This is a genomic window from Microbacterium resistens NBRC 103078, from assembly GCF_001552355.1.
Taxonomy (GTDB): Bacteria; Actinomycetota; Actinomycetes; order Actinomycetales; family Microbacteriaceae; genus Microbacterium; species Microbacterium resistens.
The window spans coordinates 1-14,408 of sequence record NZ_BCRA01000005.1 but is presented as its reverse complement, the minus strand read 5'-3'; the positions used below and the strand labels follow the sequence as shown (position 1 = coordinate 14,408).

Sequence of the window (14,408 nt, the reverse complement as noted above, 5' to 3'; positions counted from 1 at the left end):
CGACGGATCCTCAGCACGTCACCTGGTACTCGGGCCAGGCGCCGGAGGGCTGGTTGTCCTCGTCGAAGCCGGAGAGCACCAGGCCGCACAGGCTGTCGGCGCCGATGTGCTTGTCCGGCGAGAACGACAGGGTGAACCCGTCCTGTCCGAAGGCGGCGGGGTAGGCGCTGATCGCGTCGAACGCGTCACGGATCGCGGTCAGGTCCTCGGTGCCGCCGGCCTCCTCGATCGCCGCCTTCAGCAGGTGCACGGTGTCGTAGGCCTGCGCGTCGTAGGCGGTCAGCCGGTAGTCGTCGCCGTTCGCCTTCTTCAGCTTCTCCTCCAGGGCTGCGGTCGCCGCGTTCTTGGTGTCGATCGATCCCATGTAGACGACCTCCGCGAGGGCACCGGGGTTGGCGCGGTCCCACGCGTCGGGCTGGTTCCCGATGGAGGCCAGCGAGAAGCGGAGCACGTCCGGAAGCTGCGGGTCGAGGGTGTTGTGCGCGAGCACCTCGAAGTTCCCGCCGACGCTCATCACGAGCACGACGTCGGGATCGGCCTGCTTGATGCGCGCGGTCTGGGCGCCGAGGTCGGCGGCGTCCACGGGCGCGGACTCCTCCGCGACGATGTCGATGCACTCCTCCAGCCCGGGCACGAGCAGGCCCGCGATGTTGTCGATGGCGGGGGTGGTGTCGGCGAGGATCGCCAGCTTCTCGTAGCCCATCTCCTCGAACGCCCCGCAGTAGACGGAGGCGTAGTCGTCCAGGCCGTTGGCGAGCATGTAGGTGAACTCGTTGTCCGGGGGAAGGCCGACCGAGGTCGTGATCGCGACCGGGGCGACGGCGGTGATCCCGGCCTGCTTCGCCACGGCCTTCGCCTGCAGCACGGAGCCGCCGCCGGTGGCGAGGATGATCGCGTGCGCGCCGTCGTCCACGAGCTTGCGGACGATCGAGGGCGTCTTCGTGGGGTCGGACTCGTCGTTGCCGACGACGATCCTGACCTCGCGACCGAGGATGCCGCCGTCCGCGTTGATCTCGTCCACGGCCATCCGGACGGTGTCCCCGGCGATCGTTGCGTAGGACGCGCCGGGGCCGGTGCTGTCCTCGTCGAGGCCGATGATGATCGGGTCGCCGCCGTCGGCGGTGCTCCCCGAGGAGGAGGCGCCGCCGTCGTCGCCGGCGCAGGCGGTCAGGGCGAGCGCGGCGACGGTCGCGGCCGCCACGCCGAGGATGCGGTGTCGGGACATGCTGCGTCGGAACATGAGGAACCTCCATTGGTTCGTCGTCGGGTCACGCGGCTTCGGGGGAGACGCACAAGCAAGTGCTTGGTTGCCAAGGTAGCCCGGCCGGGTTCGGTGGTCAACCGGATTTCTCGGGGGTGTGCGCGCCGACGGCGCGGAGCACCCGGGCGCGGACCTCCCCGAGCGGGTCCGCCGGCCCTCGACGCCCACGCGGGCCCTGCCCCTCGGGCGGGATCAGCCGCCCGGCGTCCGACCGCGTCCATTCGCGCACGGCCGTCCGCTCGACGATCCGCCACCCCGCGGCGTCCCGCCGCACGTGATCGAGATAGCGGAACCCGCTGGTGAAGTTCCGACGCGGATCTTCCGGCGGAGTGCCCCAGTGCACCGCCGTGCCGTAGGTCTCGACGAAGGCGTGGTCGCCGTGGAGCTCGACGAGGTGGTTGCCGACGAGATGCATCGTGCCGTCGAACACCGCGGTGCGCTCGGCCAGCCAGGCGACGAAGTCCGCCGCGGGGCCCTCGAAGCCGGTGTGCCGATCGACCCCGTCGGAGGCGTACACCGCGAGGACCGCCGGGTAGTCGGCGCGGTCCACCGCTCGGCAGTACCGCAGGATCAGATCATGGATCTCCTGGCGGTCGCGGGCGGCGTCCGGCGCGGGCATCAGGCGTGGTCCGGGAGGTTCGTCCAGCCGCGGCGACCGGCGCGGCCGTACCAGCCCGACGCGGCCAGGGTCCCGCCGTCGACCGGGATCGTGTGCCCGGTGACGAAGCGCGCCGCGTCGGAGGCGAGGAACGCGACCACCTCCGCGTAGTCGTCCGGGACGCCGAAGCGGCCGAGCGGCAGCCATGAGCGCAGGAGCGCCGGATCCCGTCCCGCGAGCATCGCCTCCGCCGGGGTCTGCGGAGTGTCGGCCAGGTCGGGGGCGATCGCGTTGACGCGGATCCCCGAGGGGCCGAGCTCCACCGCCAGGCTCTTCGTGAACGCCGAGACCCCCGCGTTGTACGCGGAGTAGACGGCGTGTCCCGGGATCCCCCGGAACGCCTCGACCGTCGAGACGTTCACGATCGCGCCGGCCCCGCGCTCGATCATCGCCGGGAGGAGGCGGTGCGTGACCGTGAACACGTGCCAGAGGTTGAGCTCGTGGAGCCGCTGCCACTGGGCGGGCTCGCTCTTGACGAAGACCGCCTTGGCCGGCCGGAAGTCGCCGACGTTGTTGACGACGACGTCGGCGCCGCCGGCGTCGTCCGCGGCCGCGCCGAGGGACCGCACCGTCTCCTCCCGGGTGATGTCGCCCACGATCACCGTGCAGCGTCCGCCCGCCGTCGCGATGTCGGATGCCGCGCGGCGGGCGGCCTCCTCGTCGAGGTCGACGAGCAGGACGTGGTCGCCGTCCGCGGCGAGGCGACGGGACACGGCGCCGCCGATGCCGAGGGCGCCGCCGGTCACGACGCAGGTGCGGGGGCGGGAGGTGGTGGGGGACATGGGGCACAACCTAGCATTTGTTTGGTAGCGTGGCCAGGGCGCGGACGACGGCGTCGCCGCGCACGCGGATCGGAGGAGGGCACATGGGCGTGTCGATCGACTTCACAGGACGGGTCGTCGCCGTCACCGGAGGGGCGCGCGGCGTGGGCCGAGGCATCGCGGAGAGCTTCCTCGAGGCCGGGGCGACCGTCGAGATCTGCGGGCGGACGACCCCGGACGCTCTGCCGTCCGGCGGGGGCGCCGAGGCGACGTTCGGCTCCGCCGACGTCCGCGACCCCGACCAGGTCGACGCCTGGATCCAGGACATCCTCTCCCGTCGCGGCCGCCTCGACGTCCTCGTGAACAACGCCGGGGGGTCTCCGTTCGGCCGCTTCGAGGCCGGCTCTCCGCGGTATCTGCGCGCCATCACCGAGCTCAACTTCCTCTCCGCGGCCTTCGCCGCGCGATCCGCTCTGCCCGCCCTGCGGGACGCCCAGGGCTCGGTGATCAACATCACCTCCATCAGCGCCCGTCGCCCGAGTCCCGGCACGGCGGTGTACGGCGCGGCGAAGGCGGCGCTGGAGAGCCTCACCGCGAGCCTCGCGGTCGAGTGGGCCCCCGACGTGCGGGTCAACGCGGTGAGCTGCGGACTCGTGGCGACGGAGGCGGCGGTGGACCACTACGGCGACGCGTCGCAGTACGCGGCCGTGGCCCGCACCATCCCCCGGGGCCGTCTCGCGGAGCCGGCCGAGATCGGCGCCGCCTGCCTGATGCTCGCCTCCCCCCTGTCCGCCCACGTCACCGGCGCCGTGCTCGACGTCGACGGCGGAGGCGAGTGGCCGGCGTTCCTGGCCCACACCCCGAACGCGGGCGACATCCTGCCCGCCTGACCCGCGTCGGCACGACGCGACCTCGTCCCTCCGGGCATCCGGAGCACACGATCCGGAACACACAAGGAGAGCCCCATGACCGAAGCCGTCATCGTTTCCGCCGTCCGCTCGCCCATCGGGCGCGCGTACAAGGGGAGCCTCAAGGACACGCGGCCCGACGACCTGGCCGTGCAGATCGTCCGGGCCGCCCTGGACGCCGTCCCGGAGCTGGACCCGGCGGAGATCGAGGATCTGATGCTGGGCTGTGCGCAGCCTGCCGGAGAGCAGGGGTACAACCTCGCCCGCATCGTGGCGCTGCAGCTCGGCCTGGACGCGCTGCCCGGCACGACGGTGCACCGGTACTGCTCGTCCTCCCTGCAGACCACCCGCATGGCGTTCCACGCGATCAAGGCGGGGGAGGGCGACGTCTTCCTCTCCGCCGGAGTGGAGGCGGTGTCGCGCTTCGGGCTCGGCAAGTCGGACGGGATGCCCGACACGAAGCACCCGCGCTTCGCGGCGGCCGCCGAGCGCGTCGCGGCCGAGGCCGCCGACCCCTCGTTCGTCTGGTCGGACCCGCGCACGCGCGGCGAGCTGCCGGACATCTACATCGCGATGGGGGAGACGGCGGAGAACGTCGCGAGCTTCCGGGGCGTGTCCCGACGGGCGCAGGACGAGTGGGCGGTGCTGAGCCAGAATCGCGCCGAGGCCGCCGCCGCCCGCGGATTCTGGGAGCGGGACATCACGCCGGTGACGCTCGCCGACGGGTCCGTGGTCTCCGCCGACGACGGGCCCCGCGCCGGTGTGACGCTGGAGGGGATCGGCGGGCTGCAGCCCGTCTTCCGCCCGCACGGGACGGTCACCGCGGCGAACTGCTGCCCGCTCAACGACGGCGCGGCCGCGCTGGTCGTGATGAGCGACTCACGCGCGGCGGAGCTCGGTCTCACCCCGCTCGCGCGGATCGTCTCCACCGGGGTGTCCGCGCTCTCGCCGGAGATCATGGGGCTCGGGCCGGTCGAGGCGGTGCGGCGGGCCCTCGGGCACGCGGGCATGACGATCGGCGACATCGACATCCTCGAGATCAACGAGGCCTTCGCCGCCCAGGTCCTGCCCTCGATCGACGACATCGGGATCGACGCGGACCGGGTCAACGTCAACGGCGGGGCGATCGCCCTGGGGCACCCGTTCGGCATGACCGGCGCGCGCATCACGACGACGGCGATCCACGCCCTGCAGGAGCGCGACGAGCAGTTCGCCGTCGAGACCATGTGCGTCGCGGGCGGTCAGGGCATGGCGATGGTGCTGGAGCGGCTGAGCTGATGCCCGGCCTGCTCGAGGGCCGCGCCGTCGTCGTCACCGGCGCCGGGCGCGGCCTCGGGCGGGCGTACGCCGCCGCGGCCGCGGATGCCGGTGCGGCCGTCGTGGTCTGCGATCTCGACCGGGACGCGGCCCAGGACGCCGCCGCGGTCATCCGCGGCGTCGGCGGGGCCGCGATCGCCGTCGCCGCATCCGTGGCGGATCCGGCCACGGGTGGCGTGCTCGTGGAGCGCTGCGTCCGCGAGTTCGGGCGCATGGACGGCCTGGTGAACAACGCCGGCGTCCTCAGCGCGGGCGCGGCGGTGGGGCAGGACGCCGCCACGGTGACGGACACGCTGGACGTGAACGTCGCGGGCGTGATCCACTGCGGGGTCGCGGCGCTCCGCCACTTCGCCGCCCACGGGGGCGGGACGATCGTGAACGTGGTGTCCGGCGCCCTGCAGGGCTACCCCGGCCTCTCCCTGTACGGGGCGACCAAGGGCGCGGTGATGGGGCTCACCTACGGGTGGGCGCTGGAGGCGCCGGACGGCGTGCGCGTCAACGCCGTCTCGCCGCTGGCGCAGACGGCCATGTCCGCGCTCAACCCGGACGGCTCGGTTCCCCCGGGACCGGCCCCCGGCGCGGTGGCGCCCCTGGTCGTGTACCTGCTCAGCCCGCGCTCGCAGCGGTTGAACGGGCAGATCGTCCGCTTCGACGGGCGTCATCTCGGACTCATCGCCCCGCCGGCGCCGAACGCCCTGCAGACGGCCGAGGAGTGGGACGCCGCCGCCATCGCGGCCGCCTTCGACGGTCCGCTCGGCGACTGGCTCACCCCCGTCGGGATGCAGGCCGCGCCGCGTCCCGTCCGCCTCGGGTGAGCGCCGTCGCCGGCGGGCTCAGGCCGCGCCGCGCGCGCGGAGCTCGGGCTTGAGGATCTTGCCGGTGGCGTTGCGCGGGAACTCGTCGACGAAGACGAACTCCCTGGGCACCTTGAAGTTCGCGAGGCGGGACCGGCAGAACGCCTCCAGATCCGCGGCGCCGGGGAGCGGGACGTCCTCGCCGGCGTTCTGCAGCAGCAGCACGTAGGCGCGCCCGACGGTGCCCAGGCGCGCGTCGTCCACGCCGATGACGGCGGACTCGTTGACGGCGGGGTGCTGGCGCAGCACGTTCTCCACCTCCGCGGGGTAGACGTTGAATCCGCCGACGATGAACATGTCCTTCAGGCGGTCGGTGATCTTCAGGCAGCCGTGCTCGTCCAGGCGCCCGACGTCCCCGGTGTGGAACCAGCCGTCCTCGTCGACCACGGCGCGGGTCGCGGCCTCGTCCTCGAAGTAGCCGAGCATCACGGAGTCCCCGCGCAGCAGGATCTCGCCGTCCTCGCCCACGCCGACGTCCCGGCCCTCCGGGTCGACGACGCGGATCTCGACCCCCTCCACGGCGGGGCCCGTGGTCTGCGAGGCGTGCTCGAGGGACTCGCCGGGGCGCGAGAGCGTCGCGACGATGCACTCGGTCAGGCCGTAGGCCTGCGCCACGGTGCGGAACCCGAGCTTGTCCACCATGTCCCGGAACAGCGTCTCCGGCGCCGCCGTCGCACCGGCGATGGCGAAGCGGAGGGAGGACAGGTCGTACTCCCGAAGGCGCGGGTGGTCGATGAGGGAGGTGAAGTGCGTCGGCACCCCGGGAAGCACGGTGATGCGCTCGCGCTGGATGAGCTCCAGCAGCGCATCGGCGTCGAAGACCGCCACCGGGTAGATCGTGGTCCCCGCCATCAGGGACGTGATCATCCCCGCCTTGTAGCCGAAGCCGTGGAAGAACGGATTGACCACGGCGTACCGGTCCTCCGGAGTGAGGAACGCGCCCTTCGCCCAGGAGCGGGCGACGCCGAGGGTCTGCCGGTGCGCGCTCATCACGCCCTTCGGCACCCCCGTGGTCCCCGAGGTGAACAGCACGTCCATCACGGTGTCGGCGGTCACGGCGTCCGCGGCCTCCTCCACGCGGGCCAGGGGGACGCCCTCTCCGGCGGAGAGGAATCGCGACCACGAGAGCACGGGACCGGCCCCCTCGTCCATCGTCACGACCGCGCGGAGGTGCGGGAGCCCGGGGACGACCGCCCCGTCGGCGCCGAGCTCGGCAGCCGCCTCGCGCAGCATGGTCGACATCGACCGGCCGAGGAAGCCGTCCGCGAGCACGATGGCCGTCGCCCGGGCGCGGGCCAGGATGGTCGCGGCCTCGTGGCCGGTGTAGCGGCTGTTCAGGGGGACGACCGCGATGCCGACGGCCTGCGCGCCGAGCATCGCGAGGATGAACTCGGCCCGGTTGGGAGCCCAGAGTCCCACGCGGTCACCGGGCAGGACGCCCGCGGCGAGGTAGGCGCGGGACACCTCAGCGACGCGGGCGGGCAGCTCCCCGTAGGTGATGACGCGGCCGGCGTCGACGATCGCCGGATGCGCGCCCAGCTCCGCCTTCTCCCGGAGCAGCGCCGGGACGGTGTCGGTGTCAGAAACGGTCATGCGGGGTCCTTCCCATACCATAAGAAAACCTCTCTCGGAGCGCGTGTTCCGGCCTGCGATGGTGCACTATTGAACAAGCGCTTGTTGTGAAATACTCCCGGCACCCCAGAAGGAGAAGCCATGGCGATGAACCCGCGGACCACGCGAGGCGAGCAGAGCTCCGAGCGGAGAGAGCAGATCCTGTCCATCGCCGCCCACCTGATCTCCCAGCGCGGCTACTCGGCGACGACCGTGCGCGACATCGCCGACGAGGCCGGGATCCTCTCCGGCAGTCTCTATCATCACTTCTCCTCGAAGGAGGCGATCCTCCAGGAGATCCTGCGCACCTTCATGACCGACCTGTACGGGCGCTTCGAGCAGATCGTCGCCGAGTCGTCGGGCCCCCGGGAGACGCTGGACCGCCTCATCGAGCACGCCTTCGAGACGGTGGTCAGCAAGCCCGACGCGGTGGGCCTCTACCAGAACGAGTCGAGCTTCCTCGCCACCCAGCCGGGCTTCGAGTTCGTCAAGGAGAACAGCCTCCAGATCGAGTCGCTGTGGCTCGGCCAGATCCGGGAGGGGCAGCGTCAGGGCGTCTTCCGGGACACCCTCGACGCCCCGATCGCCTACCGCTTCATCCGCGACTCGGTGTGGTCGACGGTGGCCTGGTACCGACCCAGCGGCACGCACACGGCGGCGAGCCTGACCGAGAACTACCTCGACCTGCTGCACGGCGGCCTCCTCGTGGACTGAGCCGTGGGCGGTCGCGCGACCGCCCACGACCGGTCGGATCAGTCGGGGACCTCGCGCGTGCGGGCGCCGCGCGGGTCGAGCTCCTCGCGGATGAGGCGCAGCTCCTCCGCATCGGGCAGACGCGTGGTCGCCGCGGCGGAGACGTCGAGGGGGAAGCCCGTGGCGTCGGCGACCGCCTGCGGATCGACGCCGGGATGGATCGAGCGGACCCGGACGCGTCCCTCCTCGTCGTAGTCGAGGACCGCGAGGTTGGTCACGATCACGCCGAGACGATGGAAGCGCAGCCCGGCGTCTCGGGCGCGGTCGTTTCCCACGCCGGAGACCATGTCGACCGCGTCGACGAAGACCCGCGGGCTGTGCCTCGACACCCAGTAGTCGACCCGGTGGTTCGCGGTGTTGCCGGGGGCGCCGCGGACCCCGATGAGCTGGCGCTTCGGGCGATCCCAGTCGCCGATGAGGGAGATGTTCTGGTTCCCGTATCGATCGATCTGGCTGGCGCCCATCATGCTCTGCCGTCGCCCCGTCGCGAGGATCTCGAAGATCCGGCCGAACGGGGCCCATCCCTCGATGGTCCCGCCGCCGGCCGCGCTGCGCCCGAGCGGAGGCGGGTCGCTCATGAGGAAGGCCTCGCCGTCGGTCAGCACGATGTCCGGCGCGGAGGTGCGCCGGGCGAGCCGGGCGCCGATGGTCGGGATGGTGCCCACGGCGTGGGCGAGCACCTCGCCGGACGAACGGTAGGTGTCTGCGCAGGCGGCGACGCAGATCTCGGCGAGGGTGGCGGGCGCGGTCATGACTCTCCCTGGGCGGCGTGGAAGCGGGCGACGGCCGCGTGGTATCCGGCGTCGTCGGTGTCGAGGTAGGTCCGGGTGAAGGCGGCCCAGGCGTCGGGGTCCTTCGCCGCGGCGGCGTACTCCCGCTGGAAGGCCTCGTCGCGGGGGTAGTCGGGCTCGCAGGTCGTGAAGTGCGCGCCGCGCGGCGCCTCGACGACGGCGTCGACGTACATCCGGCTGAACAGCAGGGTGTGGAAGGAGGCCTCGTCGAGCAGGCTCTCGGTGGGGACGATCTTCTCCGCGGACACGATGGTGCGCTGCGCCGCCATCGCGAAGAGGTCGTCGAAGTACGGGTCCGGGCCCAGATACTGGCTGTTGCCCGCGGCGTCCGCGCGGTTCATGTGCACGAGCGCGACGTCGAGGGGCAGCGCGGGCATGGCGACGTACTGCTCCTCGGAGTACGGGGAACGGATGGTCTTCAGTCGCGGGTTCGCCGGCAGCACGTCGGAGCCGAGCCCGGCGAGGATCGGCTGGAAGTCGACCCGCTGCCCGGCGGCCCGGAGGCCGGCGACGAACATGCCCTCGTCGTACTCCTCGACCTCGAACGCGCCCTCCTCGCGGGCCCGCGTGAACAGCGGGTCCAGGGGGATGCTGTCCAGCGAGACGAAGCCGTAGACGAGCTTGCGGATGCGTCCGGCGGCGGCGAGCAGGCCCACGTCGGGCCCGCCGAAGGCGACGACGGTCAGATCCGTCGCGTCCGTGCGCAGCAGGGCGCGGACGAGGGCCATCGGCTTGCGCCGGGAGCCCCATCCGCCGATGCCCACCGTCATCCCGCTCCGGATCGAGGCGACGGCCTCATCCAGGCTGGTCCGTTTGTCGGCCATAGTGCTCCTTCTCCGCGACTCTGCGAACAGCGCAAACCTAGCGCTTGTTTGGTCCCTAGGCTAGCATGGCGTCTCGCGGACAGGTCGAGGAGGACGTCGTGAGGGAAGCCACCGGACCCGGGCACACGATCGTGACCGGAGGGGCGAGCGGCATCGGCGCCGCGGTCGTCGAGCGGCTCCTCGCGCGGGGCGGCAGGGTGACCGTCTTCGACCTGGCGCCGTCCGTCGCCGACGACGTGCCTTCCGTCCGGGTGGACGTCAGCGACGAGGGCGCCGTCGACGCCGCTGTCGCCGCGTGCGCGGCCGAAGAGCCGGTCACCGGCGTGGTCCTGTGCCACGGCATCCGCGGCGCGTACGTCCCCGCGCTGGACATCGCTCTGGACGCCATGCGGCGGCAGTACGAGGTCCACGTCATCGGGGCACTGGCCGTGTCCCGCGCCGTCGTCCGCCGACTCGGCGGTCTTCCCGCGTCGATCGTCATGGTGTCGTCCACGACGGCCTACCGGGGATGGGCGAACCAGGCGGACTACGGCACGGCCAAGGCCGCGGAGCGCCAGCTGATGGAGAACCTGGCGATCGAATGGGCGCCCAGCGGCGTCCGCGTCAACGCCATCGCCCCGGGCCACACCCGCACCCCCATGGTCGAGGACCTGGAGCGGACCGGCTACGACCTCACGATGGCCGAGGCGCGCACGCCCCGGGGCCGGCTGGCACGGCCGGAGGAGATCGCGGAGGCGATCGTGTGGATGCTCTGCGACGCCACGCACGTCTACGGGCAGTGCCTTCCCGTGGACGGCGGATGGACGGCGGCGGGGAAGTGATCCCGACCCGCGCCCTGGGGGACCTGCGCGTCTCGGCGGTCGGCTTCGGCGCCATGACGATGACGCAGACCCTGGAGACGGACCGCGCACGCGGCGTCCGTGCGGTCCACGCGGCCCTGGACGCGGGCGTCACCCTGTTCGACACCGCCGACAGCTACGGTCCGACGGGCGACATGGGCGTGAACGAGACCGCCCTGGTGCGGGCCCTGCGCGCGGTGCCCGGAGCCGTCGACCGCGTCGTCATCGCCACGAAGGGCGGGCACACGCGGGGACCGAACGCCACCTGGTGGATCGACGGATCGCCGGAGCATCTCGCCGCGGCCGCGCGGGCGTCCCTGCGCCGGCTGGGTCTGCCGGCGCTGCCGCTGTACCAGCACCACCGACCGGACCCGAAGGTGCCTTACGCCGACTCGATGGGGGCGCTGCGCGGGCTCGTGGACGAAGGGCTCGTGATCCGGGTGGGCGTCTCGAACGTGGACGAGGCGCAGCTCGACATCGCCAAGGACGTGCTCGGAGACGCGCTGGTCAGCGTGCAGAACGAGTACTCTCCGCTGGGCCGGGACAGCCACGCGGTGCTCCGCGCCTGCGAACGGCGGGGGCTGGCGTTCCTCGCCTGGGGGCCGCTCGGCGGGATGAGGGCCGCGAAGGGACTCGCCGACGCGGCCCCCGCCTTCCGTCGCGTCGCCGAGCGCCGCGGGGTGAGCGTACAGCGGGTCGCGCTCGCATGGCTCCTGACCCTCTCCGACCGGATGATCCCGGTGCCGGGCGCGAGCCGCCCGGAGAGCGTGCGCGACTCCGCGGCCGCGACGGCCCTGGTCCTGGAGGAGGCCGAGCGCGCCGAGCTCGCGGGCGGTGTCGGGGAGCGGACTCAGTGAGGCTCTTCGAGGAGCTCCACGCGGACGTCGTCCGGGCCCAGGACGTAGACGTACCGGAACCCCTCCATCGGCCCGTCGGTCGCCGTCATCGGCGCGGACAGGGCGCGGTATCCGAGGTCCGCGACGCGGCGCAGACGCTCGTCGATGTCATCCACGAGCAGGGCGGGGTGCGCCGCGCCGATGCTGCCGTTGTCGGGATCGACGCGCCGGGAGCCGCCGCCCCGGTACTCGGCCAGCTCGATCACCGTGCCGCCGTCGCCGAAGCCCAGGAACGTGAGCAGGATCCGGATGCCCGGGTATCCCGTGGCCGCTTCGACCGCTGGACCGCTCTTCTCCCGGGGGCGGACGACGTCGACGGCGCCCAGCGCCCGGTAGAACTCCACGCTCCGCTCGGTGTCGCTCACCGTGATCCCGATGTGATGCAGCCGTGTCACGGGCGCTCCTCCCTCCCGGGGCGCCGACCCGCCCACCCACCATCCCTCACGGAAGGACCGTCATGACGACAATCCCTCTCATCCGCCTCGACGACACGGTCGTCGTGCTCACCGGCGCCGCCGGCGGCCAGGGGCGCGCACACGCCCGGCTCCTGCACGGGCTCGGCGCCCGGCTCGTCCTCACCGACCTGGACGAGGCCGCGGTCGCCGGGGTCGCGGACGCTCTCGGCGACCGCGCGATCGGCCTCGCCCACGACGTCTCGTCGCGCGCCGCCTGGGACGCGGTGGCGGAGGCCGCCCGTCGGGCGTTCGGCCGGGTGGACGTGCTCGTCAACAACGCCGGCTACTGTCCGACGGGTCCGCTGGAGGACGCCGAGGAGCGGACGATCCGGCTCACCATGGATGTGAACGCGATCGGTCCGATGCTGGGGATCCAGGCGATGCTGCCCCTGATGAAGGCGAGGGGCGGATCGATCGTGAACGTCTCCTCGACGGCGGGTCTGACCGGCTACGCGGATCGCGTCGCGTACTCCGCGTCGAAGTTCGCGCTCCGCGGCATCACCCGCTCCGCGGCGCGGGAGCTCGGAGTCCACGGGATCCGGGTCAACTCCATCTGTCCCGGGGCGGTCGACACGCCCATGATCAGCGAGGACACGCGCGCGGGGGTCGGCTTCATCGCGGGCATCCCGATCCCGCGTGCCGGTCGCCCGGAGGAGGTGTCGAACCTCGTGGCGTTCCTCGCGAGCGACGCCAGCAGCTACTGCACCGGGCAGGACTTCGTCATCGACGGCGGCGTGACGGCCTGAGCCGGCGCGGCGGCGGATCATGCGGGCTGCAGCGCCCAGTCCGCCGCCCGCGCCCGCTGCTCGGCCGCGGTCCCGAAGAGCTGTCCGAGTGCGTGCGCGCGCTTGAACACGAGGTGGGCGTCGTGCTCCCAGGTGATCGCGATGCCGCCGTGCAGCTGGATCATCTCGGCGGCGACCTGGTCGAGGGTCTCGCTGCACCACGCCTTCGCGAGCCGGGCGAGCGACGTGCGCTCGGCGGAACCGTCCGCGACCGCACGCGCGGCCGCTCTGGTCGTCGTCGCGGCGGTCTCGACCCGGACGTGCAGATCGGCCAACCGGTGCTTGACCGCCTGGAAGGAGCCGATGGGCCGCCCGAACTGCACGCGCTGCCCGACGTACGCGAGGCTGCTCGCCAACGCCCGGGCGGCGGTGCCGCTCTGCAGGGCGCTGACGGCGGTCAGGGCGTGGTCGAGGACGAGCGGGAGCACGTCCGGCGCGCCGTCGCCGAGCGGGCGGGCGGCGACGTCCTCGAGGTGCAGGGTCGCGACACGCAGCCCTGGGTCCATGGCGGGGGTGACGTCCCGGCGGACCGCGTCCGGCTCCAGGAGCTCGAAGAGGCGGGCGCCGTCGGCGGTGTTCGCGACGACGACGAGGACGTCCGCCGTCGCGCCCTCGAGCACCAGCGGGACCCGGCCGGTCACTCGCCAGGGCTCGCCGGGCGTCGCCGTGACCGCGACACGCTCGGGGTCCCACCGGCCGTCCGGTGCCGCCCAGCCGAGCGCGCCGATGCGCGTGCCCTCCGCGAGGCCGGGCAGCAGGCGCGCCGCCGCCTCGTCATCGTGCGTCGCGAGGATGGCCTGCGCCGTGATCGCCACGGAGCCGAGGTAGGGGGACGGCGTGAGACCGCGACCGAGCTCCTCGAGCACGAGGTGCGTCTCGAACGTGGAGAACCCGGCCCCGCCGGCCTCCTCCGGGATCGCGAGCGAGGCGGCGCCGATCTCCGTGCACAGCAGCCGCCAGAGCTCGGTGTCGTATCCCGCGTCGCTCTCGAGCGCGGCCCGCATCGCGCGGTCGTCCGAGCGCTGTGCGAGGACCGCGCGGACGAGCTCGATCAGCTCCTCCTGCTCCTCGGTGACGGTGAAGTTCATGCTCGCTCCCTCGCGCTCGAGCCGTCGGACAGGATCGCACCGGCCACGCGGGCGCGGTGCTGGGCGGGCGTGCCCCAGACGCGGGACAGCGCGGGGACGAGCCCGAGCCAGATCCGCAGGGGGTGCTCGGCCGTGTAGCCGATCGCGCCGTGCACCTGCAGGGCGACGCGGGCCGCGCGGGTCGCCGCCTCCGACGCGGCGATCTTCGCGGCCGAGCTGTCCCGGTCGCCGGTGCCGGTGTCGGCCGTGAGCGCCGCGTTCCACAGCAGCGGCCGGGCGAAGCTCAGCGCGACCCGCACGTCGGCGAGCTGATGCTTGAGCGCCTGGAACTCGCCGATCGGGCGCCCGAACTGCTCGCGCACGCCGGCGTACTGCACCGCCTCCCGAAGGAGGCGCTCGCCGGCGCCGAGCAGCACGGCGGTGGCGGCGAGCACGGCCTCGCGCTCGGCGGAGGCACGGGCATCCGGCGTGATCGCCCGTGCCTCTCCGTCGGCGGCGAGCACGCCCAGCCGACGGGTGGGGGCCAGGGACTGCCCCGTCCGCTCCAGCGTCGCCGGGGCGATGCGGTCGCCGTCGACCACGTACCGCAGCGTCGCCGCGTCCGGGT

Annotated in this window: 16 protein-coding genes; 7 read left to right on the top strand and 9 right to left on the bottom strand. The window is 73.0% G+C overall.

Annotated elements, in window-relative coordinates:
* Positions 1–10: 10 nt before the first annotated feature.
* The 3 genes from MR1_RS00775 to MR1_RS00765 all read right to left on the bottom strand — a co-directional run bounded on the left by MR1_RS00775 (position 11) and on the right by MR1_RS00765 (position 2,701).
* A complete protein-coding gene (locus tag MR1_RS00775; protein ID WP_217996157.1) occupies positions 11–1,240 on the bottom strand; it encodes an ABC transporter substrate-binding protein in 1,230 nt (409 codons plus the stop codon).
* A 97-nt stretch (positions 1,241–1,337) separates the two neighbouring features.
* A complete protein-coding gene (locus tag MR1_RS00770) occupies positions 1,338–1,880 on the bottom strand; it encodes a nuclear transport factor 2 family protein (RefSeq protein WP_067242445.1) in 543 nt (180 codons plus the stop codon).
* Entirely contained in the window at positions 1,880–2,701 is an 822-nt protein-coding gene (locus tag MR1_RS00765; protein ID WP_067242441.1) for an SDR family NAD(P)-dependent oxidoreductase, read from the bottom strand. The genes MR1_RS00770 and MR1_RS00765 overlap by 1 nt, the downstream gene beginning before the upstream one ends.
* Positions 2,702–2,784: 83 nt before the next feature.
* Here MR1_RS00765 and MR1_RS00760 point away from each other — a divergent pair, with 83 nt between their 5' ends.
* The 3 genes from MR1_RS00760 (at position 2,785) to MR1_RS00750 (ending at position 5,720) form a co-directional block, all read left to right on the top strand.
* Positions 2,785–3,570 (top strand): SDR family oxidoreductase, encoded by a 786-nt coding sequence (locus tag MR1_RS00760; protein WP_067242438.1) that lies wholly within the window; start codon positions 2,785–2,787, stop codon positions 3,568–3,570.
* A 75-nt stretch (positions 3,571–3,645) separates the two neighbouring features.
* Positions 3,646–4,866 (top strand): acetyl-CoA C-acetyltransferase, encoded by a 1,221-nt coding sequence (locus MR1_RS00755; protein ID WP_067242436.1) that lies wholly within the window; start codon positions 3,646–3,648, stop codon positions 4,864–4,866.
* Complete coding sequence (locus MR1_RS00750; protein ID WP_067242433.1) at positions 4,866–5,720, top strand: SDR family NAD(P)-dependent oxidoreductase; 855 nt, start codon at positions 4,866–4,868, stop codon at positions 5,718–5,720. Before MR1_RS00755 ends, MR1_RS00750 begins: the two co-directional genes overlap by 1 nt.
* Before the next feature lie 18 nt (positions 5,721–5,738).
* Here the strand turns inward: MR1_RS00750 and MR1_RS00745 are convergent, their stop codons facing one another.
* On the bottom strand, positions 5,739–7,352 hold the full coding sequence (locus MR1_RS00745) for an AMP-binding protein (protein WP_067242430.1): 1,614 nt from the start codon (positions 7,350–7,352) through the stop codon (positions 5,739–5,741).
* 120 nt (positions 7,353–7,472) lie between these two features.
* On the opposite strand from MR1_RS00745, the gene MR1_RS00740 reads away from it, so the two are divergent.
* A complete protein-coding gene (locus MR1_RS00740; protein WP_157517844.1) occupies positions 7,473–8,084 on the top strand; it encodes a TetR/AcrR family transcriptional regulator in 612 nt (203 codons plus the stop codon).
* A 38-nt stretch (positions 8,085–8,122) separates the two neighbouring features.
* Here MR1_RS00740 and MR1_RS00735 read toward each other — a convergent pair whose 3' ends face one another.
* Positions 8,123–8,875, bottom strand: coding sequence for a CoA-transferase subunit beta (locus MR1_RS00735; RefSeq protein WP_067242426.1), 753 nt, complete (start codon positions 8,873–8,875; stop codon positions 8,123–8,125).
* Entirely contained in the window at positions 8,872–9,738 is an 867-nt protein-coding gene (locus MR1_RS00730) for a CoA transferase subunit A (RefSeq protein ID WP_067242423.1), read from the bottom strand. The genes MR1_RS00735 and MR1_RS00730 overlap by 4 nt, the downstream gene beginning before the upstream one ends.
* Positions 9,739–9,836: 98 nt before the next feature.
* Here MR1_RS00730 and MR1_RS00725 point away from each other — a divergent pair, with 98 nt between their 5' ends.
* Together MR1_RS00725 and MR1_RS00720 are read left to right on the top strand one after the other, a co-directional pair.
* Positions 9,837–10,559 carry an SDR family NAD(P)-dependent oxidoreductase gene (locus MR1_RS00725; RefSeq protein WP_217996156.1) on the top strand — a complete coding sequence of 241 codons (723 nt, stop codon included), beginning with the start codon at positions 9,837–9,839 and terminating at the stop codon, positions 10,557–10,559.
* Positions 10,556–11,434: an aldo/keto reductase gene (locus tag MR1_RS00720; RefSeq protein ID WP_255218057.1), complete on the top strand. Its 879-nt coding sequence runs from the start codon at positions 10,556–10,558 to the stop codon at positions 11,432–11,434. Before MR1_RS00725 ends, MR1_RS00720 begins: the two co-directional genes overlap by 4 nt.
* On the opposite strand, the gene MR1_RS00715 is transcribed toward MR1_RS00720, so the two are convergent.
* Positions 11,428–11,868: a VOC family protein gene (locus MR1_RS00715; RefSeq protein WP_067242420.1), complete on the bottom strand. Its 441-nt coding sequence runs from the start codon at positions 11,866–11,868 to the stop codon at positions 11,428–11,430. The two genes, MR1_RS00720 and MR1_RS00715, sit on opposite strands and share 7 nt — an antisense overlap.
* Before the next feature lie 62 nt (positions 11,869–11,930).
* Here MR1_RS00715 and MR1_RS00710 point away from each other — a divergent pair, with 62 nt between their 5' ends.
* Positions 11,931–12,674: an SDR family NAD(P)-dependent oxidoreductase gene (locus MR1_RS00710; protein WP_067242417.1), complete on the top strand. Its 744-nt coding sequence runs from the start codon at positions 11,931–11,933 to the stop codon at positions 12,672–12,674.
* A 17-nt stretch (positions 12,675–12,691) separates the two neighbouring features.
* Here the strand turns inward: MR1_RS00710 and MR1_RS00705 are convergent, their stop codons facing one another.
* Together MR1_RS00705 and MR1_RS00700 are read right to left on the bottom strand one after the other, a co-directional pair.
* Complete coding sequence (locus MR1_RS00705) at positions 12,692–13,801, bottom strand: acyl-CoA dehydrogenase family protein (RefSeq protein ID WP_067242414.1); 1,110 nt, start codon at positions 13,799–13,801, stop codon at positions 12,692–12,694.
* Positions 13,798–14,408 (bottom strand): acyl-CoA dehydrogenase family protein (locus MR1_RS00700; protein WP_303621317.1); only part of this gene is annotated, 611 nt, incomplete at its 5' end. The genes MR1_RS00705 and MR1_RS00700, both read right to left, overlap by 4 nt.